Origin of the sequence: Tsuneonella litorea (genome assembly GCF_025154015.1) — a bacterium.
Classification (GTDB): Bacteria; Pseudomonadota; Alphaproteobacteria; order Sphingomonadales; family Sphingomonadaceae; genus Tsuneonella; species Tsuneonella litorea.
Map to the genome: position 1 here is coordinate 188,627 of NZ_JAOAMV010000001.1, position 24,248 is coordinate 212,874.

15 protein-coding genes are annotated in these 24,248 nt (G+C 63.0%); 4 read left to right on the forward strand and 11 right to left on the reverse strand.

The window, feature by feature from the left end; all coding sequences use genetic code 11:
- Positions 1-89: 89 nt before the first annotated feature.
- Both N0B51_RS00810 and N0B51_RS00815 read right to left on the reverse strand, forming a co-directional pair.
- Positions 90-2,441 (reverse strand): CaiB/BaiF CoA-transferase family protein, encoded by a 2,352-nt coding sequence (locus N0B51_RS00810; RefSeq protein WP_259960291.1) that lies wholly within the window; start codon positions 2,439-2,441, stop codon positions 90-92.
- Entirely contained in the window at positions 2,438-3,751 is a 1,314-nt protein-coding gene (locus N0B51_RS00815; protein WP_259960292.1) for a CaiB/BaiF CoA transferase family protein, read from the reverse strand. The genes N0B51_RS00810 and N0B51_RS00815 overlap by 4 nt, the downstream gene beginning before the upstream one ends.
- A 47-nt stretch (positions 3,752-3,798) precedes the next feature.
- Between N0B51_RS00815 and N0B51_RS00820 the strand changes: the two genes are divergently transcribed.
- The 3 genes from N0B51_RS00820 to N0B51_RS00830 all read left to right on the forward strand — a co-directional run bounded on the left by N0B51_RS00820 (position 3,799) and on the right by N0B51_RS00830 (position 7,287).
- Positions 3,799-5,409, forward strand: coding sequence for an AMP-binding protein (locus tag N0B51_RS00820; protein WP_259960293.1), 1,611 nt, complete (start codon positions 3,799-3,801; stop codon positions 5,407-5,409).
- Entirely contained in the window at positions 5,406-6,224 is an 819-nt protein-coding gene (locus N0B51_RS00825) for an enoyl-CoA hydratase/isomerase family protein (RefSeq protein WP_259960294.1), read from the forward strand. Before N0B51_RS00820 ends, N0B51_RS00825 begins: the two co-directional genes overlap by 4 nt.
- A gap of 91 nt (positions 6,225-6,315) precedes the next feature.
- Positions 6,316-7,287, forward strand: a complete 972-nt coding sequence (locus N0B51_RS00830; protein WP_259960295.1) for a zinc-binding dehydrogenase — start codon at positions 6,316-6,318, stop codon at positions 7,285-7,287.
- Between the two features lie 46 nt (positions 7,288-7,333).
- On the opposite strand, the gene N0B51_RS00835 is transcribed toward N0B51_RS00830, so the two are convergent.
- The 9 genes from N0B51_RS00835 to N0B51_RS00875 form a co-directional block, all read right to left on the reverse strand.
- Positions 7,334-8,809: an aldehyde dehydrogenase family protein gene (locus N0B51_RS00835; RefSeq protein ID WP_259960296.1), complete on the reverse strand. Its 1,476-nt coding sequence runs from the start codon at positions 8,807-8,809 to the stop codon at positions 7,334-7,336.
- Positions 8,806-11,100: a hydantoinase B/oxoprolinase family protein gene (locus N0B51_RS00840; RefSeq protein ID WP_259960297.1), complete on the reverse strand. Its 2,295-nt coding sequence runs from the start codon at positions 11,098-11,100 to the stop codon at positions 8,806-8,808. The genes N0B51_RS00835 and N0B51_RS00840 overlap by 4 nt, the downstream gene beginning before the upstream one ends.
- Before the next feature lie 12 nt (positions 11,101-11,112).
- Positions 11,113-13,239 carry a hydantoinase/oxoprolinase family protein gene (locus N0B51_RS00845; RefSeq protein WP_259960298.1) on the reverse strand — a complete coding sequence of 709 codons (2,127 nt, stop codon included), beginning with the start codon at positions 13,237-13,239 and terminating at the stop codon, positions 11,113-11,115.
- A gap of 112 nt (positions 13,240-13,351) precedes the next feature.
- Positions 13,352-15,619: a hydantoinase B/oxoprolinase family protein gene (locus tag N0B51_RS00850; RefSeq protein WP_259960299.1), complete on the reverse strand. Its 2,268-nt coding sequence runs from the start codon at positions 15,617-15,619 to the stop codon at positions 13,352-13,354.
- Positions 15,616-17,724 carry a hydantoinase/oxoprolinase family protein gene (locus tag N0B51_RS00855; protein WP_259960300.1) on the reverse strand — a complete coding sequence of 703 codons (2,109 nt, stop codon included), beginning with the start codon at positions 17,722-17,724 and terminating at the stop codon, positions 15,616-15,618. The genes N0B51_RS00850 and N0B51_RS00855 overlap by 4 nt, the downstream gene beginning before the upstream one ends.
- A gap of 74 nt (positions 17,725-17,798) precedes the next feature.
- The gene (locus N0B51_RS00860; RefSeq protein WP_259960301.1) at positions 17,799-18,938 is read right to left on the reverse strand and encodes an FAS1-like dehydratase domain-containing protein; all 1,140 of its coding nucleotides are present in this window, start codon (positions 18,936-18,938) and stop codon (positions 17,799-17,801) included.
- Positions 18,935-19,792 carry an FAS1-like dehydratase domain-containing protein gene (locus tag N0B51_RS00865; protein WP_259960303.1) on the reverse strand — a complete coding sequence of 286 codons (858 nt, stop codon included), beginning with the start codon at positions 19,790-19,792 and terminating at the stop codon, positions 18,935-18,937. Before N0B51_RS00865 ends, N0B51_RS00860 begins: the two co-directional genes overlap by 4 nt.
- Positions 19,789-21,252 carry a hypothetical protein gene (locus N0B51_RS00870; protein ID WP_259960304.1) on the reverse strand — a complete coding sequence of 488 codons (1,464 nt, stop codon included), beginning with the start codon at positions 21,250-21,252 and terminating at the stop codon, positions 19,789-19,791. The genes N0B51_RS00865 and N0B51_RS00870 overlap by 4 nt, the downstream gene beginning before the upstream one ends.
- Entirely contained in the window at positions 21,249-22,832 is a 1,584-nt protein-coding gene (locus N0B51_RS00875) for a class I adenylate-forming enzyme family protein (protein ID WP_259960305.1), read from the reverse strand. The genes N0B51_RS00870 and N0B51_RS00875 overlap by 4 nt, the downstream gene beginning before the upstream one ends.
- Positions 22,833-22,985: 153 nt before the next feature.
- Here N0B51_RS00875 and N0B51_RS00880 point away from each other — a divergent pair, with 153 nt between their 5' ends.
- A complete protein-coding gene (locus tag N0B51_RS00880; protein ID WP_259960306.1) occupies positions 22,986-24,236 on the forward strand; it encodes a CaiB/BaiF CoA transferase family protein in 1,251 nt (416 codons plus the stop codon).
- Positions 24,237-24,248 lie beyond the last annotated feature (12 nt).

Here is a 24,248-nt window from a genome sequence, read left to right on the forward strand (position 1 = left end):
GCCGCGCATTTGCGCGGCCGTTTCTTTGGGTTCGATATTAGATGGTCTGGTAGCCCTCGAGGCCGCGCATCTTTCGCCTGTGCGATTCCTCAGGCGATCACGCCGTCTTCGACGAGTTGCGCGCTTTCGTCAGGAGAGAGGCCGAGCAGGCGCTGAAGCACGCTGTCGTTGTGCTCACCGATGATCGGACCACGCGTTCCTGTTGCGATCTTAATCCCGCTTATGTTCCACGGGGCGCGGAAGAGCGTTTCACCCCCCAAGCCCGGCAATTCGACGACTTCTGCCATTTCGCGCGCGGCGATCTGCACGTCGGCCCACAGCCCATCGATGTCATTGACAGGTGAGGCTGGAACGCCCGCAGCGCGCAGGGAAGAAACCAGGGCGTCGCGATCATGCTTGACGCTCCACGCCTCGACCATGCGATCCAATTCAGCTCGAGACGCGATACGCGCGTGAGCTGAGGCGAAGCGCTGGTCTCGCGCCCAGGCCTCCTCGGGCGCGATCGCACAGAGCGCCTGCCAGTCGCGATCGTCCCTTACCGCCAGCGAAAGCCAGCGATCGTCTCCCTTTGCCGGATAAATGCCGTGTGGAGCCATCCCCGGATGAGAATTGCCGACAGGCTCTGGCTGGTGCCCGTCCAGTTGCGCTTGCAAGGCATAGGGGATCAGCGTGCAGAAGAGGGCTTCGGTCTGGGACAGGTCGATGTACGCGCCCTTCCCGGTCGCTTCGCGCCGCTCGAGCGCCGCGAACAGGGCGACGAGCGCGTGCACTGCGGCATTCGGATCGCCGAGCGCGAAATTCAGAGCGCCGGTTGGCTCTTCTCCCGGATAACCGACTAACGATTCGAGCCCCACGAAACTGGACATGGTGGGCGCATAGGTCCGCATGTCTGACGCCGGACCGAATTGTCCGGCACCCGACATCGCGACCATGATCAACCCCGGATTACCGGCGCTCAGCGTGTCGAATCCGATGCCCGACCTTTCGAGCGAACCCGCCGACATGTTCTCCAACACCACGTCGCTGCTTGCTGCGAGCTGTCGGAGCAAGTCGACCGCGATCGGCTCCTTGAGATTGAGCGTGATGCCCATCTTGCCCTTGTTGATCTGATGGAACATCGGCGACATATCCATCGTCTGCCCCTCGATCCGTTCTCCGTCGCGGATGATTACACCGGACAGGCGCGAATTGTCGGGGCGCTTGCGGTGCTCGATCTTGATTACCTCGGCTCCGAACTGGGCGAGCATGCTGCCGACTTGCGGAGCGGACCAGACCCAACCGAGATCGAGCACGCGCAATCCAGCCAGCGGCAGGTCGTCAGTCTCCTGGCGCGGTGAACCGACACAACTCAGCAGTGAACGAGCTTCGTTGGGGGCCTGTGACTCTCCGCGCGCTTGCGCGACGCGAAACGGCAAACCCGTTGCTGTCAGATTTCTGTCGCCGTGTGTCCACGAGCGCAGGAAATCGCGATGGGCGAATTGCGGTGTATCGAGAACCTCGGCTAGATCCCGCAACGGGGCGATGGTGAGGCGGAATCGGTCCGCTATCTCCTCGATCTCGGCTTTGGTGTGTTTAGCAAGCCATGGCTGGATCAGCGCGTCGACCTCCTCCGGATACTCCTGCCCCATCGCGCGCAATCGCTGGTATCGCGGTTCCTTCGTCCATTCGGGCGTCCCCATCGCCTCGACAAAGCGCTCCCATTCCGGACGCGTCCGCCCTGACAGGCAGACCGCTCCGTCCGCACAAGGGAGGATCACAAAGGGATAGGCGCCGCCGGATTGCGCGGCGCGGCGCCCTTCTCGCCGCCATTCCATTCCGTGATGGATATAGAAACGGCAATTCACCCCGACGTAATGGGCGAGCACATCAATGAGAGCGATGTCAACGACCCGCCCGCCGTCAGGTCGAGGGCCCGCCCTCCTCGCCAAAAGGCTGGCCGCCGCGAGGTGAGCGCCCGCCTGACATTCCAGGACGCCCGGAGGAATGGCGAGCGGGGGCCTTCCCTGTTCACCGAGCGCCCAGGACACCGACGCCTGGACTTGTGCGTCCAGCGGCACCGCAGCTGTCTTGGCCAAGGGGCCAGTCAGCCCGAAAACCGTCGATACCGCAACGACCGTTCCTGGGTGGAGCGCCACGAATCCCTCAGGTGATGCGCCCAGTATGGCAGTGAACAGGGTCGTGTCGTCCGAGATGACGATGTCGGCATTTTCCACAGCTTCGGAGATGTCGGCAGGGTCTAAGGGTTCTTTCCCTGCGGCGTAGTAGGCCAGCCCGAGAGTGATCGCGTCGCTCGGCCTACCTGCCGAGCGCCCTTTGGGGTCTTCGGCAGGCAAGCGGATGACGCGCGCGCCCATTTCGGACAGCAACCATCCGCAATAGGCACCCGCAACACCGCTGGAGATCTCGACGACGCGAAGCGGCTCACCTGGCACTTCGTTCATCGCTCAACGCTCCGGCTTGCGGCGATCGACGCCGTCCCCTCGCCGACGATCTTCCTAATCTCTTCTTCATCGACGCCGCATTCGCGCAGGACCTCGAGAGTATGTTCGCCCAATCGAGGTGCGGGGCTTGCAAAGGGAACCGATTCCCCGTCGACCGCCCACGGCAGCCTGACATGCGGCACGCCGTCGAGCTCCAGGAACGTCCCGCGCTCGAGCGCGGCCTCGGATGCCACGGCTTCTTCGAGGCCTGCGACCGGAGTAGCCGGAACGCCTCCGTCGTGAAGTCGCCCGACCCAAGTCGCAACGTCTGCTCCGGCTAGCGCCCGCCCGATTTCCACCGTCAATTCGGCATTGTTCCGGCTGCGATCGGCGACAGTGAGGAAACGGGGGTCCGCAACAAGTTCCTCGATGCCGATGACCTTGGCTACGCGTTCCCAAAGGCGCTGGTTCGGGGCGGCGATCATAAGATTGCCGTCGCGTGCGGGATAGACTTCGTAAGGTGCGGCGATCGGATTGCCCGAACCTGCTCTTGCCGGCCGCTTGCCCGACATCTTGGCCGCAGTCGCCTGGTAGGCGACGAGACTGAATGCGGTATCAACCAGCGCCGTTTCCATGCCCCGGATTTGCTGGCCACGCTGCTTTGCGAGGACTGCGGCAAGAACCCCCATTGCCACCCATTGCCCGGTACCAAGGTCAACGACCGAAGGCGCGCAGCGCACCGGCGGCGCACCATCGTGCCCGTTCATCATCATGATGCCCGTATACGCCTGCACAAGTGGGTCGTAGCCCGGGAGGCCGCTCCCGACGGGCCCCGCACCGAAGGCGTTGAGCGCATAATAGAGGATATCGGGATTAACGGCACGCACGGCATCTTCGCCGATTCCAATCCGCTCCGCGACGCCGGGCCGCATGCTTTGAAGCAAGACGTCCGACCGCGCGGCTAGCGTCAGCGCAGCTTTGCGTCCGCTTTCGGTTCCGAGGTCGAGAACGATCCCGCGCTTGCCCGCGTTCATGTGTCGATAGGCGATTCCGGTACCGTCGACTTCGGGAGGCCATGCTCGGGCATCGTCACCCGAAGGCGCCTCCACCTTGATCACATCCGCGCCAAGCTGGGCGAGAATCATCGTCGCAAAGGGACCCGCCATGTTTGACGAGAAATCAAGGATCCTGACACCCTCCAGCGGTGCGAACGTGCCGCTCCCATCCCCGCTTTCCTCGTCCACTTTTTTCATGAATTGCCCTAGCAAGCTTGAATATCCTAATGTAGGACCATAGAAGGGCTGGCGAACCGATACAAGGGCAAAGGGCAATATAAATGCAAACGATCGGCGCCCCTCGGGTTGCGAGCATCCGGCCAGTGGAATGGACGTTCGTCGAGGTATGGCAAACGGTCGCGGAACATGTTCCGGACCGACTCGCGCTGGCCCATGGCGACGTCGCTTTGGACTGGAGCTGCTTCGATCGTCGCGCGGCCGGCATTGCATCGTCGCTGCTAAAAGCGGGGCTGCACCCGCAAGAGAAGGTCGCCCTCTACCTCCATAACTCGCCCGCCTACATGGAAAGCGTCTATGCCAGCTTGAAGGCGCGTCTGGTCCCGGTAAACACCAATTACCGCTACACTGGCGACGAACTGGTACAGCTCTGGACGGATGCCGACGCCGTCGCAGTGATCTTCCACGGCGCTTTCGCCGAACAGGCCGACGCTGTGCGCGCGCGGTGTCCAGACATCAAGCTGTGGTTGTTCGTCGATGATGGGAAGAGCGCATGTCCGGTCTGGGCACAGCCTTACGAAGAAGCTGCGCAGCATCCTGACGAGGTTCGCGGCATTGTCGGTGCTCCGTCTGGCGACGATCAGATGCTGATCTACACCGGCGGAACGACGGGGCTTCCGCGTGGCGTGATGTGGCGCCAGCACGATCTCTATCTCGCGTCGAACGCGACCGGCGATCCCGACGTAGCCGACTATGATCACGTCCGCCGACGGCTCGAAGCGAACGCCCCGCCGGTGGGTTTGCCCGCCGCGCCGCTCATGCACGGAACCGGATTCGTTTTCGCTGCGACCATCCTCAATCGCGGGGGAACGGTGGTGACCCTGCCGGGTATTTCGTTCGACGTCGAAGTCCTGCTCGACACCATCGTCGCCCATGGCGTGACGGACCTCTGCATTGTGGGCGACGCATTCTGCCGCCCGATCGTCGACGCGCTCGACCGCGAACCGGGTCGCTGGAATCTCGGTCATCTGCGGGTAGTGTCGTCTTCCGGGATGGCATGGAGCGCCAGCGTGAAGGAGCGGGTACTGGTTCACGCGCCTTCCGCTCTGCTCATCGATTTTCTTAATTCGAGCGAGGCGAGCGGCATGGGCCGCTCATTGACTTCCAACCGGAAGAAGGCAGGCGGCGCGCGCTTCCAGCTCGGGAAAAATGCCTGCGTCATTGATGACTCCGGCAACCCTCTCAAACCCGGCGATCCGAACCCCGGGCGTTTGGCGGTGCGCGGTCATATCCCGCTCGGGTATTACAAGGACCCCGTGAAGACCGCCGCGACCTTCCCGGTCGTCGACGGCGTGCGCTATTCGATACCCGGTGACCTCGCGACGGTGGACTCAGACGGCGCCATCACCTTGCTCGGCCGTGGATCCACCTCGATCAACACGGGCGGAGAGAAGGTGTTTCCCGAGGAAGTCGAGGAGGCGATCGCAACGTGGCCGGGCGTTTACGATTCGCTGGTCGTCGGGGTTCCGCATGAGCGCTTCGGCCAAATGGTCGCCGCGATTGTCGCGAGCGAGCACGGTGATAATCTCGACATCGAGGGCTTGCGGGACCACCTGCGTAAGAGGTTGGCAGGGCACAAAATCCCTCGCGCGATCATGCCGGTCGAGTCGATTGGCCGGGGTCCGAATGGGAAGGCCGACCGGCCCGGGATTACGGCGCGAGTAATCGCGTGGCTCGAAACGGAGAACGCGACATGACCGCCAGCGAACCGCATGTGATCTTCAAGAAGCAGGATGGGATCGCCTACATCACGCTCAACAGGCCGGAAAAGCGCAATGCCTTCTCCCCGGAAATGCTGGTGCGCCTTTGCGACATTTGGCGCGACGTAGCCGCCGACAATTCCATCCGTGTCGCCCTAGTGACCGGTGCCGGGAACCAAGCGTTCTCGTCAGGCGGCGATCTCGGTAGCGTCATCCCGCTGATGATGCGTACCCGCGAACCGGTGGGCGAATGGGAGGAACGGTTTTCGAGCGACCGGCGACAACTGTATCGCGCGATCCTGCGCGGGACGGAATTCTTCAAGCCGGTGGTCTCGGCGATCAACGGCCATGCACTCGCCGGGGGCGCGGAATTCGTACTCGCCACCGATATTCGCGTCATGGCCGAGACTGCCACGATTGGCGTGACCGAAGTGCGCCGCGGGCTGATAGCCGGGGGTGGATCGCTGGTCCGGCTTGCGCGGCAGGTCCCCTGGGCGACCGCGATGGAACTCGCATTGGTGGGCGAACCGCTGACCGCCGCGCACGCGTTGGCGACGGGACTCGTGAACCGGGTCGTCTCGCAAGACCAGGTGCTCCCGATGGCCGAGGAACTGGCGCGCAAGATCAGCTTGGGCGCCCCCGTCGCACTCGCCAAAACCAAGGAAGCGATGGTTCGGTCGAACGGGCTGCCGTTCGACGAGGCGTTCAAGATTGAAGCGCAATGCACCAAGGACAACGCTGCTACCGCCGACGCGAAAGAAGGTCCCCGCGCATTTATGGAAAAGCGGCCCCCGGTCTACACGGGACAGTGAGAGAGGAAGCGTTATGAAGGGCGTAGTCTTTACCGGAGACAGCACACTCGAGCTGATCGAATTTCCCGATCCCGAGCCGGGCCCGCGCGACGTGGTGCTCGAAATCAAGGCCTCGGGCATGTGCGGCAGTGACCTCAAGCTTTATCGCCCGCCCGCAGGGGCCGCTTTCAAGGCACTCGGACTGGTCGACAACGGCGAACCGGTAATCGCCGGACACGAGCCGTGCGGGGTGATCGCCGCGGTTGGCAAGGACGTCGACCCGCGCACCGCCAAGGTTGGCGACCGGGTGACGCTCCATCACTACCGGGGCTGCATGACCTGCGCCGAATGTCGCAGCGGTTGGACGCAGATGTGCGAACGGACCGCAACAATTTATGGCGTGACCGGGCATGGCGGCCACGCACCTTATATGCGCGCCGCAGCTGAAACCGTCTTCGCACTGCCGGACGAAGTTTCGTTCTCTACCGGCGCCGCGATCAGCTGCGGAACCGGCACCGCCTATGGTGCGCTGCTGCGGCTCGATCTGTCGGCGCGCGACACCATAGCGATCATCGGCCAAGGCCCGGTCGGCCTTTCGGCCACGCAATTTGCCTCCGCCATGGGCGCGAAAGTGATTGCTGTCGATGTCAGCGCCGACCGTGCTGCGCTGGCAACTGAATTCGGCGCTGCGCACGCGATCGACTCGACTGCGGAAGATCCGGTCGAGGCCATCATGGCGCTGACCGGCGGCAAGGGTGTAAACAAGGCGCTCGACACTTCGGGCGCGCCCGCTGGCCGCCTCGCGGCGGTTCGGGGGGCGGCGCGTTGGGGTACGGTGTGCCTTGTCGGCGAGGGGGGCGAGATGACCCTCAACGTCAGTATCGACGTGATCCGCAAGCAGCTGACGATTGTCGGCTCTTGGACGGTCAACAGCGCCAAGCTAGCCGACTGCATCCGCTTCATCGCCGATCATGGGCTGGAGGTGGACAAGCTGTTCACCGACGTCTGGAAGTTCGAACAAGCCGAGGAAGCCTACAAGGCATTCGACAAACAGGCCTCGGGGAAGGGAGTATTCCTGAACTGATTGAAGAGCATCCGGGCGGCCGAAGCCGTCGGGATGCGTTCCGATGCTACTCCAGGTTTATCCAGACCGACTTGTTATAGAGGTATTCGCCCACATGGCGCGGGCCGCCCTTGGCACCATAGCCGCTCATCTTAAAGCCTTCGGTCGTGACCGCGGGTTCGGTGACGCCGTAGCAGTTGACCCACATCATGCCGGTGCGCACATCGCGCGCGACACGGTGCGCGGTGCCGACGTCACGGGTCCAGACTGCGCCGCCGAGGCCGTACTGCGTGTCGTTAGCAAGGCGCACCGCCTCCTCCTCGGTATCGAAGGCGATAATCGAGGCAACGGGGCCGAAGATCTCCTCGCGCGCAGTGCGCATGTCGTTGCTCATGCCACCCAGCACGGTGGGCGGAACGTAGAAACCTTCGGACAGCTCGCCGCCCAGCCGCTCGCCGCCTGAAACGATCTGCGCCCCCTCCTGCCGCGCTAGGTCGAAATAGCTCGATACCGTGCCCAACTGCCGCTGTGACACGAGCGGTCCGAGTTGAGTTGTCGGATCGAGCGTGTCGCCGACCTTCAACGTCTTTCCAAAGGCTGCAAGTTGTTCGGTGAATTCCTCAACGATACTCCGTTGCACGAAAATGCGCGTGCCCGCGTAACAGATCTGGCCAGTGTTGTTGAAGCAGCCCATCCCAGCACCAGGCACGGCCTGTTCAAGGTCCGCGTCGGCGAAAATGATGTCGGGCGACTTGCCGCCAAGCTCCACCGCGACGCGCTTCATATTGATGGCGGACGCTTCGATTATCTTGCGCCCGGTAGCGGTCGAACCGGTGAAGGCGATCTTGTCTACGTTGGGATGGCCCGCAAGCCGTGCTCCGGCGGTCGCACCGTTGCCGGTGACGACGTTGATTACGCCGTCGGGCACGCCCGCTTCCTGCATGATTTCGGCAAAGCGCAGGACGCCGAGCGAGGCATCCTCGGCCGGCTTGAGCACCAGTGTGCAACCGGTCGCCAGCGTCGGGCCGATGCTCCATAGCTGCGAGATCAACGGGCCGTTCCATGGGATGATTCCCCCCACAACACCGACCGGGGCGCGCAGCGTGTAGCTGAACTTGTCGCCGGGGAACGAATTGTGCGGAGTCTCGCCCGCCAGCGCTACCGCCTGCCCCGCGTAGAAGCGCAGCGCCTGTACGACCCACCGCTTGTAAGTGCTGGTCCGTGCGATGGGCGCGCCCATGTCTAGCGTTTCGAGCCGTGCCAGATCGTCGAAGTTGCGCTCGAATACGTCAATGATGTTGAGCATCAGTTCCTGCCGTTCGAACGGCTTGAACTTGCTCCACGGGCCCTCGAACGCCTTGCGCGCGGAAGCGACCGCCCGGTCGACATCCTCCTCCGCGCCCTCGGCCAACTGAGCGATGACCTTGCCAGTGGCGGGGTTCACGCTGTCGAAGGTCTTCCCCGAAAGTGCGTCGACCCATTGGCCGCCGATCAGCAGCTTCTTGGGCTTTCCGTCAAGAAAAGGGTGATGCGTATCGTTCATGCCAGGCGCACCTCCAGTTGGATCGGCTCGGCGGCCTTTGAGACTTCCGCACAGACTTGCACATAGCAGCCGGGACAACAGAATCGCCGCAGGACGATCCTTTCATCGACAAAATTGTCGGGATCCACATTGGACGGGATGACCGTCACCGATCCCTCGTCCATCAGCGCGGCAGACTTGTAATCGCCGTCATTGCCGCAGTAGCGGTGCCCGCACTTGTCGCATTCCAACACTCGCTCGTCGCCCTTGTCAGCTGATGCGATATAGGCGTGGACCAGCCGCCGCGGCTCTCCCGTCGCGGGCACGGGTGGATCGTTGTTGAGGCGGTTCGGCGCGGTCCAATTTGCCCGTTCGGCCAGCTGGGCCTTGCGCATTTCCGCCGTTTCGGCCTCTGATACCTCGCCGTTTGGCGTCAAGACGACGCCATAGATCGAACGGGCGGCTTCCTCCGACTGGTATCCGAGCCGCACGTCGCGCGCGACACGTGCGGGATCGCGCTCAAGCGGATCACCGTAACCACCCCCGCCGCCAACGCGGATTTCCATCACGTCCCCCGCATCGAGAGGTGCGCCGTTCGACTTGGCACGCAGCGGCACGTCGCTGTCCGACGTCAATTCTTCGATCCCTGCCGGGATGATGCGGTTGCCGACCTTTGCCATCAGGTCCGTCTTGTAACGAATCAGATAGTGGCCCGCGGGCGACGGCATCCCACCGAACAAGCCGGGCGCGTTTTGTGCCGAGATGCACTGCCCACCGGAATTCGTGACCACGGTCATCGATTCCGATCGATACGGTGTCACCGCGGAACGGATGCCATTGCCGCCGCGCCATTCGCCCGGACCGCCGCCGTCGCAGTCTTCCTTGCGATAGAGGAACAGCAGCGGGTACCATTGTTCGACCAGCTCAACGTTCAGCACCATCGACAGCGGGCTGAAGGTCGGTCCCGCGGTGTCGACGCCGTCGCCAAACGAACGCGCGCCGGATCCCATGCCGAAGGCGTCGAGGATCGCTTGGCCGAAATACTTGCCGCGGTCGTCGAAGCCGATGAGTACCGGCAGCATGAAGTCGCCCGGCGATGCGACCAGATCCTTTCGCAGGTCGTCGTCGCAGGCCATCATCCGCGACAGGACTGTCTGGACCACGTTCATCATTGGGATCGCTTGGAGGATGCCCCCGCTGACCGCGGTGGGGTAGTCGACACATGTGAGCAGTCCGGGTGTCAGCTCGTAATCGATCTGCCGCTCGCAACCGCCGTAGGCGAACATCTGCGCGTAGAGCATCGAAACCGAGATAATCCCGGTCACGGAACCCGAAAACGATGTGAAGGGAATGCCATTTGTACCCGGCGTCTGCGCATCCGTGCCCTCGTTATCGATCGTGATCCGATCACCCTTCTTCGTGACAGTGAAGACCGTCTTTTGCGTCGTGCGCTGGCCGGGCAGCGCTTCATCGAGATAACGGGTTTCCGACCACGTCCCGTCGGGGATGGCTAGAAGCTTCTCGCGGAAGCTTTCCTGCGCCTGGTCGAGCATCCGGCGCATCGCGGACTTGACGATCCCCGCGCCGTAGCGCTCGCACAGGCCGATAATCTGGTCGCGCGCCAGGACCACGCCTGCGATTTGGGCCCGCAGGTCGAGCGCAACGAGATCGGGCATGCGCGACTGGCGCAGATACAGTGCTTCCATCTCGGTGCGCATTTCACCGCGTTCAACCATTTTGAAAGGCGTCAGCACGACCGGGTCGGAATAGACGTCCTCCGCATTCTGCGGCCAGCCGCCCGGCACGATGCCGCCGAGGTCGTACTGATGCCCGGCATTCGCGACCCAGCCGAAAAGCTGGCCATCGACGATGATGGGAGCGGCGAACATCACGTCCATCTGGTGGCAGGCGGCGATCCAAGGATCGTTGCAACAGAAGATGTCGCCTTCGAAAATGCCCGGCTTAGCGCTCAGATGCTCCATGATGTAGCGAATGCCCAACGGCGCGCCGGCATTAAGGAACTGCACATACGGCGCGTTGACGACGACCTCGGCATCCTCGGTCATAATGGTCATGTTGAAGTCGAGAGAGGCCAGCAGCGGCGAGCCAGAAATTCGCGTGATCGTGTCGCCGTGGGCCAAGTTGATGGTCCAAAGCTTCTGGCGCAGGACTTCGAACGTCACCGGGTCTAAATCGTCTTCGCACTCGGTGTGCAAATGAAGATCAGGCGAGACCCGGTCCATCCAGTCGGTCCGCGGCCTGTAGCTGTGGGTCTTGCCGTTCCAGTCGACCTTCGTGCTTTCCATGTTCATTTCGCGATCCTCTCAGGCGACGTCGTGGAGGTCGATGACCACGCTGCCGGTCGTATCGATCCTAGCAGTGCAATCGTGGGGGACGACGACGGTCGTGTCGGAATACTCGATGATCGCCGGCCCGGATGCTGTGGAGCCCACGCCGAGGCGGGGCCCTTCATAGATCCGGGCAGGCTCGGGTTCCTTGCCGCGACCATACCAAATGATGTCGCGCGTTCCTTTTACGGGGTCGGCATTGGCATTTTCATCACCATGCGCGATTTCACCGACCGTGAGGTCCGACAGTCGCGCCGTGCCGTGCACCGAAAGGCCAGTGAGGCCGAAGCCTGCCGCGGCGAAGCCGCTGCCCTTGCCGTAGAGCCGCTCGTATTCGGTCTCGAAGGTTTGCACGAGCGTCTCGACCGTGCCGGCATCGTATTCGCCGTCAGGCGCGGGGACTTCGACCTGATTGATCTGCAACGAATAGCGCAACTCGGCGAAGCGCTTGAGCACGATGTCCTTCGGCGCGACACCCTGCTTGATGAGTTTTTGCCTGACGCGCTCCTCCAACGCCGGCCATTCGGCATTGATAGCCGCCGGATCGAAAGGACTAGCGAGACCCATGCCGGTCTGTTCGGTCACCAGCGCCTCGGATGCGGAGATACCGAACGCCGACCAGCCGGCGGCAAGATTGCTCATCGGCACAACCACCGTCTTGAGACCGAGTTCGCGAGCGATCGCCGCGCCGTGGACGCCGCCTCCGCCGCCGAAACCGTATAGTATGAATTCGCGCGGGTCGTGGCCTTGTTGCGTTAGCGTCAGCCAGATCGAGTCCGCCATCTGGTTGTTGATGATCTGGATCGCGGCAGCGGCGGTCTCGCGGGCGTCGAGGCCGAGCGGCTCGCCAACCTGTGCCAACGCCGCCTCCGCTCCCGCAACGTCAAGCGTGATCTGACCCCCGAAGAAATACGCCGGGTCGAGAATGCCGAGAACGACTGCGGCATCGGTCACCGTCGGCTGGGTCCCGCCTCGATTGAAACACACGGGGCCGGGCCGCGCACCGGCGCTGTCTGGGCCGACCTTGAGGATCCCGGTTTCGTTTCGGATTATGCTGCCACCCCCGGCACCGACTGAGCGAACGTCGAGCGTCGGGACGAAATATTCGAACTGGCCATAGCTCGCTGTCGGACGGCGAACTGGTTTGCCATCGTAGATTGTCCCTACGTCGAGCGTGGTGCCGCCGATGTCCGCGGTAATCACGTTACGGCCGCCGCCGACCTCGGCGGTCTTCGCAAGGCTGGCGGCGCCGATCAGGCCAGCTACCGGGCCGGACCCGACCGTCAACACCGGCGCTTCGGCGGCGTGGTCGGAATCGATCAGGCCGCCCGCGCACGACATGATTTGTAGCGACCGGGTATAGCCGTTCTGCTCGAGGTCGACTTCGAGCGCGTCGAGGTAGTTCCGCATAGGCGGCCCGATGAGCGCGTTGACGATGGTGGCGATGGTTCGCTCATATTCGCCTACGCGCGGGCTGATCTCCGACGAGATGCACACGAACAGGTCGGGCGCGATCTCGCGGACCAGCTCGCGCAGGCGCTTTTCGTGCGCGTCGTTGGCGGTCGACCAGATCAGCGAGATCGCGATCGCCTCGACACCCTTGTCGACCAGCCGCCGGATCGCGGCGCGAGCAGTATCCTCGTTAAGCTCGGCGAACACGCGACCGTCGAAGGTGATCCGCTCATCGATACCCTCGCACAAGTCCTTCGAGACCAGCGGCTCGGGTTTGGTCTGCGCAGCGACGTGGGCGATGTACTTCGCCGGCATGTATTTGAGCCGACTGCCGGCCTTCATGATGAACGTAGTGTCGCTGTGACCGCGGCTCGCCAGCAGGCCGACCTTGGCCGTCTTGTGCTCCACGAGTGCGTTGGTACCCACGGTGCAGCCGTGATATACTTGGGCGTTGGCCAGCATATCCTGAAGCGATACGCCGTGCATCTCGGCGGCGGTCCGCAACGAATTGATGAAGCCGGTCTGGAAGTCCGGCGGCGTCGAGGATGCCTTACCGATCCGGACTTCGGGCGGAGATCCGTCGTCCGACGTTTTCAATGCGACGCAGTCGGTAAATGTGCCGCCGATGTCGACACCTACGATGAAACGCACGCGACTCTCCCACGCAGTATTTTAATGGTCCAATAATTAAACATTGGAACTTTGCTGCCCACGTGTCAAGCATCTGGACGGCATCCCGAAGGATCGGGCGAGACCCCGAATGTCAGGTGGCCGCCAGTCGCATCTCTTCGAAAACTGGCTCTCCCGCACGAGCAATGTCAGCGGACACCTGGGTCAGGCATCCGGGGCAGGCGAACAGACGCAGCACCATTTCGTCGTCGATGTAACGCGCGGGATCGGGTGCGCTTGGAATAGTCGTGATCGCGACTTCTGTGACCAGCGCTCCGTCCTTGTAGCTGCCGGAAAACCCCGCCAATCGCTCGCCACATTTCGCGCATGCAAGCACCCGTTCGCCATTCCGATCAGTTGCCACGACGTATTCGTGGATCGCCAAATCGGGCTCACCGGTTGCAAGCACCCGCGTCTCGTCGGACGTTTCGAGTTTGCGCCACTTACCCCGCGATTCGCGCAATCTGGACCGCGCGTTGCTGTCTTCCGGATCGAAGCCGTACACGTTCCGCGCGGCATCGGGAGAAATCGCACCCAACTCGATGTCGCGCGCAACAAGCTGCGGATCGCGATCGAGCGGATCCCCGTAGCCGCCCCCTCCCCCGACGCGAAATTCGAAGATGTCCCCTTTGCTGAGCGGCGTCCCGTTCGACTTGGGTCCCAGCCATAGCGTTTCCTCTGCTGCTATGTCGAAGGCAGTCTGGGGCAATCGCTTGCCGGCCATTAGCGTCGCGAGCTCCGTTCCCTTGCGGATCACATAATGGCTGGCTGGGGACGGTAACCCACCCAATAAGCCCTGCCCGTTCTGGCTGGTCGCTCCTTGCCCGCCCGTATTGGTAACGATATCCATCGATTGCGCGCGATAGGGCGTGATGCCGAGCCGCAGACCGTTCCCGCCTCGCCATTTGCCGGCGCCGCCGCTGTCGGGATCGCTCCGGCGGTAGAGACAAAGTATCGGATACCACTGCTCCAGTTGCTCGGTGTTGAGGATCATCGACAGCGGACTGAAGTTGGGTCCTCCGGTGTCGACCCCGTCGCCGAACGAGCGCGCGCCGGACCCGCAGGCGAAGCCGTCGAGGATCGCTTGCCCGAAATACTCGCCCCGATCGTTGAAGCCGATCAGCACCGGCAACATGAATTCCGCACAGGGTGCGACGATGTCTCCCTTGAGTTCCTCGGACGCCGCCATCATGCGCGAGAGGACGGCCTGCATGGCGTTCATCATGGTCACGGCATGGAGGATCCCGCCACTGACCGCCGCCGGATAGTCGACGCACGTCAGCGTGCCCGGCGTAGCCTCGTAATCGATCTGCCGCTCACACCCCCCATAGGCAAAGAGCTGCTCATAGAGCATCGAAACCGAGATGATGCCGGTAATCGACCCAGCCCAGGTAACGAAGGGAATTCCATTGGTACCAGGGGTCTGGGCGTCGGTGCCGGCGTTCGAAATTGTCAGCCGGTCACCTTTCTTGGTCACCGATAACTGGGTACGCTGCGTGGTGCGGCTGAATGGCATCGGCTCATCGATGTACCGTGTCTCCGTCCAGGTTCCATCGGGAATCGAAAGCAGCTTCTTGCGGAAGCTTTCCTGCGCTTGGTCCACCATCTGGCGCATCGCCGCTTTGACCGTCGCCGCCCCGAAACGGCCACAAAGCTGCACGATCTGCTCGCGCGCGAAGCGTACGCCAGCCAGCTGTGCGCGGAGATCGAGCGCGACCATATCGGGAAGGCGCGACTGGCGCAAATAGAGCGCCTCGAGGTCCCTGCGCATCACACCCTTCTCGACGAGCTTGAAGGGAGGCAGTACGACCGGATCGGAGTATACGTCTTCCGCGTTCTGCGGCCAACCGCCGGGAACGATGCCGCCCAGGTCATACTGGTGGCCTGCGTTGGCGGCCCAGCCGAACAGCTTGCCTTCGCAGAAAATAGGTGCCGCAAAAAGCACGTCCATCTGGTGGCACGCAGCGATCCACGGGTCGTTGCAGCAAAAGATGTCGCCTTCGTCGATTCCGGGCGCGGTCGAGTAGTTCTCCATGATGTACCTAATGCCGAGCGGTGCGCCCGCATTGAGGAACTGGATGTAAGGCGCGTTCATCACGACGTCGGCGTCTTCGGTCAGGATCGACATGTTGAAGTCGAGCGTGGCGAGGACAGGCGAGCCGGAGATCCGCGTGATCGTGTCTCCGTGCGCCAGGTTGATGGTCCAAAGCTTCTGCCGGATCACTTCGTAATCAGTCGGATCGAGCACCTCCGCTACGTCCTCGTGCAGTTCGAGCCTGTCATCGACACGGGCTTTCCAGTCTGCTGCGGGGCGATAGGAGTGAACCTTGCCGGACCAGGCCTTGGGATCAGGTTTCGTCATTGTTTGCCTCCCACGGTCAAGACCACGCTTCCGGTATCGTGGATCGCCGCACTGTCGCCAGGGGCGACAAGAATGGTCGTGTCGGGAAATTCCAGGATCGCCGGCCCCTCGGCGCTCCACCCACGCCGCAACCGGGTGCCTTCGAAGATCGGCGTGGATTGCATGCCGGTGGCCCATCGCACGTCACGCTCGCGCTTGCCTGGAAAGTCCGCACCCGCGTCCCCCATCTCCACATTCTCGATGGCGACGTCGCTCATAGGGCCGTGACCGCGCACTTCGAGGCTCGTCAGCTGCATTCCGGCAGCGGAATAGCCGCTGCCCTGCCCGAACAATCGCTCGTATTCCGCTTCGAAAACCGCGACCATGCGCTCGACCCCACCGGCATCGTAATCCCCGCCTTCGACCGAGACCGCCACCTGGTTGGTCTGCAGAGCGTAGCGCAATTCCGCATGGTGGGAGAGTTCGATATCCTCGAGCGCGATGCCCTGGTTGGCAAGTTTGTCGAGCACACGCGCTTCGAGCCGGCGCCACTGTTCGTTGATGATGTCCGGATCGAACGGACTGGCCATGCTCATGCCCGCGCTTTCGTTGACGAGCGCATCCGAAGCGGCGATGCCGAAGGCCGACCATCCAGCAGCTAGGTCACTGAGCGGGACGACGGCGGTGTGAATTCCTAGTTCGCGCGCGATCTCCCCGGCGTGCAGCCCGCCGCCCCCTCCGAAGCCGTAAAGCACGAAGTCACGCGCGTCGTAGCCTTGCTGGGTCAGGGTCAACCAGATCGCGTCCGCCATCTGGGCGTTGACGATGCGCATCGCAGATGCCGCCGCCTCCTCCGCACTCATGCCGAACGTCGCCCCAAGTTCCGAAAGAGCCTCGCGAGCGGGATCGATCGCAAGACGGATGCGCCCGCCGAAGAAATAGTCCGGATCGTAGTATCCGAGCAGGGCAGCGGCATCGGTGACCGTGGGCAGCCTTCCTCCGCGCCCGAAGCAGATCGGTCCGGGATTGGCCGCCGCGCTGTCGGGACCGACCTTGAGCGCATTGTCGCCCGCGCGAATGATGCTGCCGCCGCCCGAACCGACCGAGCGGACGTCGAGTGTGGAGACAAAGTATTCGAACTGACCGTGGCTCGCCGTCGGACGCCTTATTGGCACCCCGTGGTGGATCGTTCCGATGTCGAGTGTCGTCCCTCCCACGTCCGCGGTCACGACGTTGGTGCTGCCGCCGACCTTGCTGAGCGAAAGGTTCGTCGCACCGATCAGGCCGGCAACCGGTCCCGACCCGATCGTCAGAACGGGCAGCGAGCGGGCTAGGTCGGAATCGATCAGCCCGCCTGCGCACGACATGATCTGCAGCTTGCCCGAAAAACCGTTCGCTGCGAGGTCGCCCTCCAGCGCTTCGAGGTAATGCCGCATCGGCGGACCGATCATCGCGTTGATAACCGTGGCCACGGTGCGCTCGTATTCTCCCACTCGCGCGCTGACTTCCGATGAAATCGACACGAACAGGTTCGGCGCTATCTCGTTCACGAGATCGCGCAATCGACGCTCGTGCGAGGGATTCGCGGTCGACCAGATCAGGGAGATCGCGATTGCCTCGACGCCTTTGTCGACCAGCCGCACGATCGCTTCGCGAGCAAGGTCTTCGTTGAGATCGACGACCGCAGCCCCGTCGAAGGCGACACGCTCGTCGATTTCCTCGCACAACGCTCGCGGCACCAATGGCTCGGGCTTCGTCTGTTTTGCAACATGCGCAATGTATTGCGAGGGCATCCACTTCAGCCGCGCCCCCGAGCGCATGATGAAGGTCGCATCGATGTGACCGCGGGTGGAGAGAAGGCCGACCCGCGCCGTCTTACCCTCCACCAGCGCGTTGGTCCCGACGGTGCAACCATGAAAAACACGTGCAGAACGGAGCAGCGCCTGCAGGGTGAGGTCGTGCCCCCGTGCTCCGGCTTCCAGCGCATGAAGGAAACCGGTCTGGAAGTCGGGCGGTGTCGAACTTGCCTTGCCGATTTCGACCGCGACGCCATTCTCGGCGGCCGTATCGAGCACTACGCAGTCGGTGAAGGTTCCACCGATGTCGACTCCTACTATGTATTGCAATTAGAAGACCTTTCCCGACCTATGTTATATTCCGCAAAAGCTTGAGTCGTGACCGGTGCAACCGGAAAAGACCATCAGCTCGTGCTCGATTTGCGCGGCAGGATCACCGCCGCCTGCCCCTTGGCCGTGACCTCGCCCAATTGGTTCTGCACCCAGACCTCCAGGTCGATAAGACCGCTCCCGTCTTCGACCCGCTTGTCCATGATCTGCGCGCGGCACCACGACACGTCGCCGAAGATGTTGGGCCGCCGGATGCTGACATTGAGGCGGCGTAGGAAGCCGTCGTCGCCCATCCAGTTAGTCATCAACTGGCCCATCCAGGAGATGCGTTGCGGGCCCACGTCGTATCCGCCCGGCATTCCGACATCGCGCGCCATCTTGCTTTCGGTGTGCCCACGTGCGGCGCTGTCTTGCGCGCCCGTCTCGGCATTTCGAAATGCATCGGCGGGATGCCGCTTGCGGTGCATGACCGCGCGGCGGTGCGCTTGGTAGCTGTGCCCGCCGCCGGAGTACCAACAGATCATGTCGGTTATTGTCAGGGGGCCCTTGAGCATCGGCTGCAGTTCGGAGCCAACCTGGACATCCTCCCAGAACCGGGGCGCACTTCCACGCAATTCCTCGGTTTCGATGGCGAAGGCGATCTCTGCCAATTCCTCGTCGGTATAGCTGTAAGTGGCGCGCGGCTTGTATTTGAGGCCGCCGCTGGCCTTACCGCGCGCCGTACGCGCCGTGCTGCCGTGGGCTCGGCAGACCAATTTGCCCTCCTGGTTGGTGTAATTCGTTTCGCCCGTCTGGATGATGAATCTGGGTGCATTGCGCCCTTCCTTCTCGACCGCGTCCAGCAGCTTTGCCGTAACGGTGAAGCTATCCCGATGGCGGATCGGCTCGAACCATTCGAAATCCGTCCCGCCGTAAAGCCACTGGATACCCCGGAGCTTGGGGGCCACGACGGTTGTGTCGATGGTATATAGAAAACATCCCGGCGCGAGTGCGCTGCCATGGCGTGACCGCCGGCCGTATGCGGGATCGGTGAACAGCGGATTGTCGTCGCCTATCCCCCAGCAGAATTGGCGAACGGCGTCGGGAGACGCTTCGGTGTTCCATTGTTGTCCGGTGCGCCGCAGCTCGACGCCGATCAGTTCGCGCGCTTCCTCCAGCGCGCCGGGCCACAGGGCCGGCGTCTGATTCTCATCCAAAGACCTGCTCTCGCTCACCACGCAGTCGCCTCGATCGCAAGGGCTCCGTTCGCATCGCGGGCAGAAAGCGCGAAGCAATCGCCCTGTTTCGAGATCGACAGATATACTGGTGACCCGCAATAGATCGGCCCCCGGTTCCGACTGTCGAGGCCGGCCGGCTCGCGGCCGGCGTATTCGCGGAACATCTCCAGCAGGACCATCTGAGGCAGGCTGCCATTGACCACCAGTGCGGGATAGCCCTCGACCAAGGTCGCGTATGGGTGGTCGTAATGGATGCGATGCGGGTTGTCGGTGATCGCGGAATAGCGAAACAGCATTTCTTCCGTAGCCAGAAAGGTCCGCATAAGGGCATTCTCTGGAACATCATGTGTCGTGTCGATCGTTTGTGGGATTTCGAGCGGTTTCACACGGGCGGCCCCCTCAGTACTTGGACGAAGGACATATCTGACCGTCTCGGTGAGCACCTGCTGTCCGCTGTTTTCGAGCGTAATGACGTGCTCGACCTCCACGAGCGCAAATGAGCCCGAACGACCATTCTTCCGGACAACAGAACCGAGCGTGCTTCGTCGAACGACGGAGGCGCCGATGGGGATGTCACCCAGAAAAGCGATTTTCCTGCCTCCCATCATCAATCGGGGAAGCCCCAGGTCCGGCATGTCGAAACCCAGTTCGGCCGCGCCATCGTGCCGCAGGCGGCTCTGCGATGTGGGCGGATTGAACATCAGGACGTGCCAGCCGCGTGGGAGGGGATCTCCTTGGGCCAGAGCTACGGACGGGCGATCGAGAAGCGCCGCCATGCGGCGTGCCAAGGTGAGCGAGCAGATGTCGTCCGCAACCTTGGCGAGCGAAGTAACGGCCGCCTCCATGGTCATGCCACCAATAGTCCGCCAGCGGCTTTGACCGTGCGTCCCGCCCACTCGTCGGTTTCGAGCGAGCGGATCACTTCCGGTTGCTCGCACTTTATCAGCGCGCGCCGGCCGGGTGAGGTATCGATCAGCAGTACTGCGACTGGATCCAAGCCGCGTGCATGCACGACCGTGGAGCCGACTACCTTCCCCTCCCCGGCGAAGTCTATCGCGACTTCGACCTGCTCACTGCGCGCCGCGACGTCAGCCGTCACGTCAAGCCGCGCGAAGCCGCGTGTAGGCGGCTCCGCCGACCACAAGGCAAAAGCCTGCTTGGTCATGATCCCAGAGACGCAGGACAAAAGCGTCGTTTTCCCACCCCCTGCCCTCAACAGTTCCGCGGCCTTCGCCGTCGCCTGGAAAAAGTAGTTGTTGTAGGGACCGCCCGCGAACGGCATTCCGCCCGTGATTGTCAGGTCCCGTCCTTTCGGCACCCGCGCGGCCTCCGCGAAGCACTCGACCGCGACCGGGAAACAAGAATACAGTTCGAACAAGTCAATCTGTTCGGGGGATATCCCTGACTCGCGGAACAGGGCTTCTGCCGCCACTTCGGCACCGATGCAGCGGCCCGGATCCTTACGCGCCGAGAGCGCAACCATGTGATTGGATTCAACGCTGACGACCGGATAGACGCGGCGCGCCGGCTCGATTCCCAGAGCGTCGGCCCTGTCCTCAGAGCATAGCAAGAGGGCGGCCGCCTGATCCACGTTCCAGGTGGAGCAATGCAACCGCGTGTAGGGAAAGGCCTGCATCGGATTGCGCGGGCCCGGTTCGCTTATCTCGCGTGGGCTCTTCTGGTCTCGAATCCAGGCGTCGGGATTGTTGGCAGCGATGGCGGAGAACCGGGCATACATCTCCCCCAGGTGTTCGCGATGCGCTTCGATGCCGCGCCGCAGCGCGGCCCGGCGCGCACTGTCGGCGAGCGCGTAAAGACCTACGGGCATCTGCATCCCTGCTGCCACTTCGGCCTCGTGGCGCAGTTCTTCGGCCGGCTCGAGGAGGATATCGGGATCGTCTTCTTGCGCGCGTTCCACCGCGAACTTGCCGGCAATCTTCGCCCGCAGAATGCGAAAGCCCGCGTCGGCGCCGGCCACGATGGCGCTGTCGATCCGGCCATCGGCAATGTCTTCGCAGGCGCGGGCAATCAGCGATTGCTGCAGTACGCCCACCGTCGAAAGAACGGTCTCAGCCCCACCGGCGCCGATTGCCGCGGCGATCGCGCCGGACGGGTTGCGGTAGCGCCAGCGACCGCGAGGCACCGCTATCCGGCCGACCTCGCGGAGCAATTCAGGCTTCCCGCAGTCGGCGCCCGCCGCACGTGTCGCCTCGATCATCAGGTCGAGCGGCTCGAGCGCCTTGGTGTAATCCTCCTCGCGTCGCGTTGCGATGCCTACCCCGACGAGCACCGGGACACGGCGCCCGGTCATGCGTCTGCTTCCAGACGCTGCGTCGCGGGAAGTGCCAATGCACGATCGCGCAAGGGCGCCTTCTGGATCTTGCCGTTCGCGTTGCGTGGCAACGGATCACACTCGACCTTGACAACGGCAGGGACCTTGTAATCCGACAGGCGCGCTGCACACCATTCGCGAACCGCCCGATCCGTGATGCTGCAGTCAGGATTGGAGACGAAAGCGATGACCTCCTCGTCGAGCAGCGGATCTGGCCTTCCGACCACCGCAACCTCGGTCACCCCAGTCATCGCTGTAATGACGTTCTCTACTTCCGCAGGATAGACCTTGAAGCCGCCCCGGATAATCATGTCTTTCTTACGATCGGCGATGCGAACATAGCCGTCGGCATCGACGCTGCCGATATCGCCCGACCGCCAATAGCCTCCCTCGAATGCCTTCTTTGTGGCCTCAGGGCTTCTCCAGTAACCGGGGGACACCATTGGCCCCGCGATCCAGAATTCGCCGTTTTCGCCGGCGGGAACCTCGCGACCGGCCTCGTCCATCACCCGGATGTCGCCGCACGCTACCACGCGGCCAATGCTGTCCGCGTGTGTCGTTCCTTCGCCCGGCGGCATGATCGTGGCAGGAGAGGTGGTTTCCGTCGCCCCGTATGCGTTGCACATCGCAAGGTCGGGGAAAGCCTGAGCGAACCGCTCGATCGTGGCTTCCGGCATGGGAGCGCCGCCGTAGGCTGCGATCCGCCAACTCGCGAGCTTGAAGTCGGCCAAATCCGGCTCAAGGAGCAATAGCCCGTACATCGCCGGAACCATCAGGGCGTGGGTAATTGCGTGGTCCCTTGCAAGTCGAAGCGCCTCGTGGCGGTTAAACTCGGGCATCATCACCAGTTTTGCCCCTTGGAAGAGGAACGGCATCAGGACGCCACACAGTCCGCTTACATGGGCCCAGGGGACGCAGAACAGCGTCGCCTCATTGTCTCCGAGATCAAATGCCTCGCGCCAATGCATGCATGAATGGACTACGCCGAGATGGGACAGCATCGCGCCCTTCGGCCTTCCAGTGGTCCCCGACGTGTAAAGCAGGGCAAAGGTGGCTTCTTCCCGGATATCGCCAATGATAGGGGCCATGGCGCCCGCAGCCAGCGCCGCACGCCAGTCGGCCCTGCTCACATCCAGACGGCAGCGCGGCAATCCCTCGGCCTTTTCCAACTCAGACGTGAATTCCGGGCCGTGAATGACGGCGGAAGGCTCAGCATCGGCAAAGAAGTGCGATAGCTCCCCAGCGCGCGAGCGCGTCCCGAGTGCCACCAACACCGCGCCGAGCCGCACGATTGCAACAACGGCACGTACCGCGTCGGCACCGTTATTGAGCATGACCGCAACCCGGTCACCTTGACCCACCCCGGCGTTCGCGAGCCAGTTGGCGAGCGAGGCAGATTCGCTATCGAGCCGACCGTAAGTAAGTTCCTCGCCGTTCTCGACGACTGCCACAGCGGAAGCATTCGCTGCCATGATGGCAGCCAAGCGCTGCCAGACGTTGGCGGGCCGGTCCGCGTAGCAGCGCATGATGCGGCCGAAATGCGCTTCCTTCCTTTGCATCGTTTCCCTTGTCCGACTCTCGGCCCGATCCTTGCGCGCTTCAAACCCGCCTTCCGGTCAGGCAACCGGGCTAATTGACGATGCCTCGACCGGAGTAGCGTTAATATTGATTGGCCCTAGACATGTCAATTGTTTTACCATAGAAAACGAGAGATGTGGAAAGACATCGAGCCCGCGCCCAACCAGCATGCGGAGGAGGCCTACCTCCCCCTGCAGGGAATTCGTGTGCTGGATTTCTCAAAGATTCTCGCCGGCCCGCTGTGCACCCAATACTTGGCCGACCTCGGAGCCGACGTGATCAAGGTCGAGCCGCCGGGCGGCGATGACACGCGGCATTGGCCACCGTTCGAAAACGGCGTCGGAACGATCTTCCTCGCCGTAAACCGCAACAAACGTTCGGTGATCCTAGACCTGCGTACGGCCCAAGGCCTCCAAGCGGCGCACAGTTTGGCTCGTCGGGCGGACGTCGTTGTCGAATCGTTCGGACCGGGCGTAGCGGATCGGCTTGGGGTGGGATGGGCGGCGCTCAGCGGCGTCAATCCGCGGATAGTGTACGCCAGTATATCGGGGTACGGCAGCCGCGGTCCGATGAAGGAAGACAAGGGCTACGACCTGATCGCCCAAGCTTTCAGCGGCATGCTCTCACTCACGGGTGAACCCGGCGGGCCGCCGGCACGTACGCCGTTCTCTCCCGTCGATCAGGCCACGGGCCTGCACGCCGTCATCGGACTGATGGGCGGCCTGATGCAGCGCGATCGCACCGGGCGCGGAGTGAAGATCGAGGCATCGCTGTTCGATTCCGCCGTCGGATTTCTGGGCTACGTGCTGCAAAGCTATTGGCAGCGTGGGACTGAACCGGCCCGGCTAGGCTCAGGGCACGAGTCTCTTTGTCCCTACCAAGCCTTTGAGACCGCAGATGCGCCGATCATTCTTGGCATTGCCAATGACGCGCTTTGGCAGCGGTTCTGCGAGATCGCTGGCGAGCCTTCCCTGGCGGCCGACGCTCGCTTCGCGAAAGGCAGCGGGCGGGTCGATCACCGCGCGGAAGTGATCGAGCGCGTGTCGGCAATCCTCGAGACGCGCAAACGGGAAGACTGGCTCGCCGCCCTCTCGGCGAGCGCGATCCCGTGCTCCCCGGTGCACACTCTCGGCGAACTTTCAGATCATGCCCAAACCAAGCAATCAGGGATGATCCTCCAGCGGGGCAAGTTTCGAACCGTCGCCTCGCCGCTTCGCGCGGCTGGAGAGCGGCCCGAAATCCGCTCGCTGCCTCCAAAGCTCGGCGAGCACACCAAGGAGATCCTGGCCGAACTCGAATTCCCGCCGGACGACCTGGCGCGCCTCGCTGGAGTCGGCGCGGGGGACGAGACAAGTTTGACGAGAAGACCTGGAGAGGACGCATGAACGCGGTGACGG

Excerpts from the sequence above, each read along its gene's own strand:
- N0B51_RS00810 (WP_259960291.1), bottom strand. The coding sequence starts at position 2,441 with ATGAACGAAGTGCCAGGTGAGCCGCTTCGCGTCGTCGAGATCTCCAGC.
- N0B51_RS00835 (WP_259960296.1), bottom strand. The coding sequence starts at position 8,809 with ATGAACGATACGCATCACCCTTTTCTTGACGGAAAGCCCAAGAAGCTG.
- N0B51_RS00875 (WP_259960305.1), bottom strand. The coding sequence starts at position 22,832 with ATGCAAAGGAAGGAAGCGCATTTCGGCCGCATCATGCGCTGCTACGCG.
- N0B51_RS00865 (WP_259960303.1), bottom strand. The coding sequence starts at position 19,792 with ATGACCATGGAGGCGGCCGTTACTTCGCTCGCCAAGGTTGCGGACGAC.
- N0B51_RS00870 (WP_259960304.1), bottom strand. The coding sequence starts at position 21,252 with ATGACCGGGCGCCGTGTCCCGGTGCTCGTCGGGGTAGGCATCGCAACG.
- N0B51_RS00825 (WP_259960294.1), top strand. The coding sequence starts at position 5,406 with ATGACCGCCAGCGAACCGCATGTGATCTTCAAGAAGCAGGATGGGATC.
- N0B51_RS00880 (WP_259960306.1), top strand. The coding sequence starts at position 22,986 with ATGTGGAAAGACATCGAGCCCGCGCCCAACCAGCATGCGGAGGAGGCC.
- N0B51_RS00850 (WP_259960299.1), bottom strand. The coding sequence starts at position 15,619 with ATGACGAAACCTGATCCCAAGGCCTGGTCCGGCAAGGTTCACTCCTAT.
- N0B51_RS00840 (WP_259960297.1), bottom strand. The coding sequence starts at position 11,100 with ATGAACATGGAAAGCACGAAGGTCGACTGGAACGGCAAGACCCACAGC.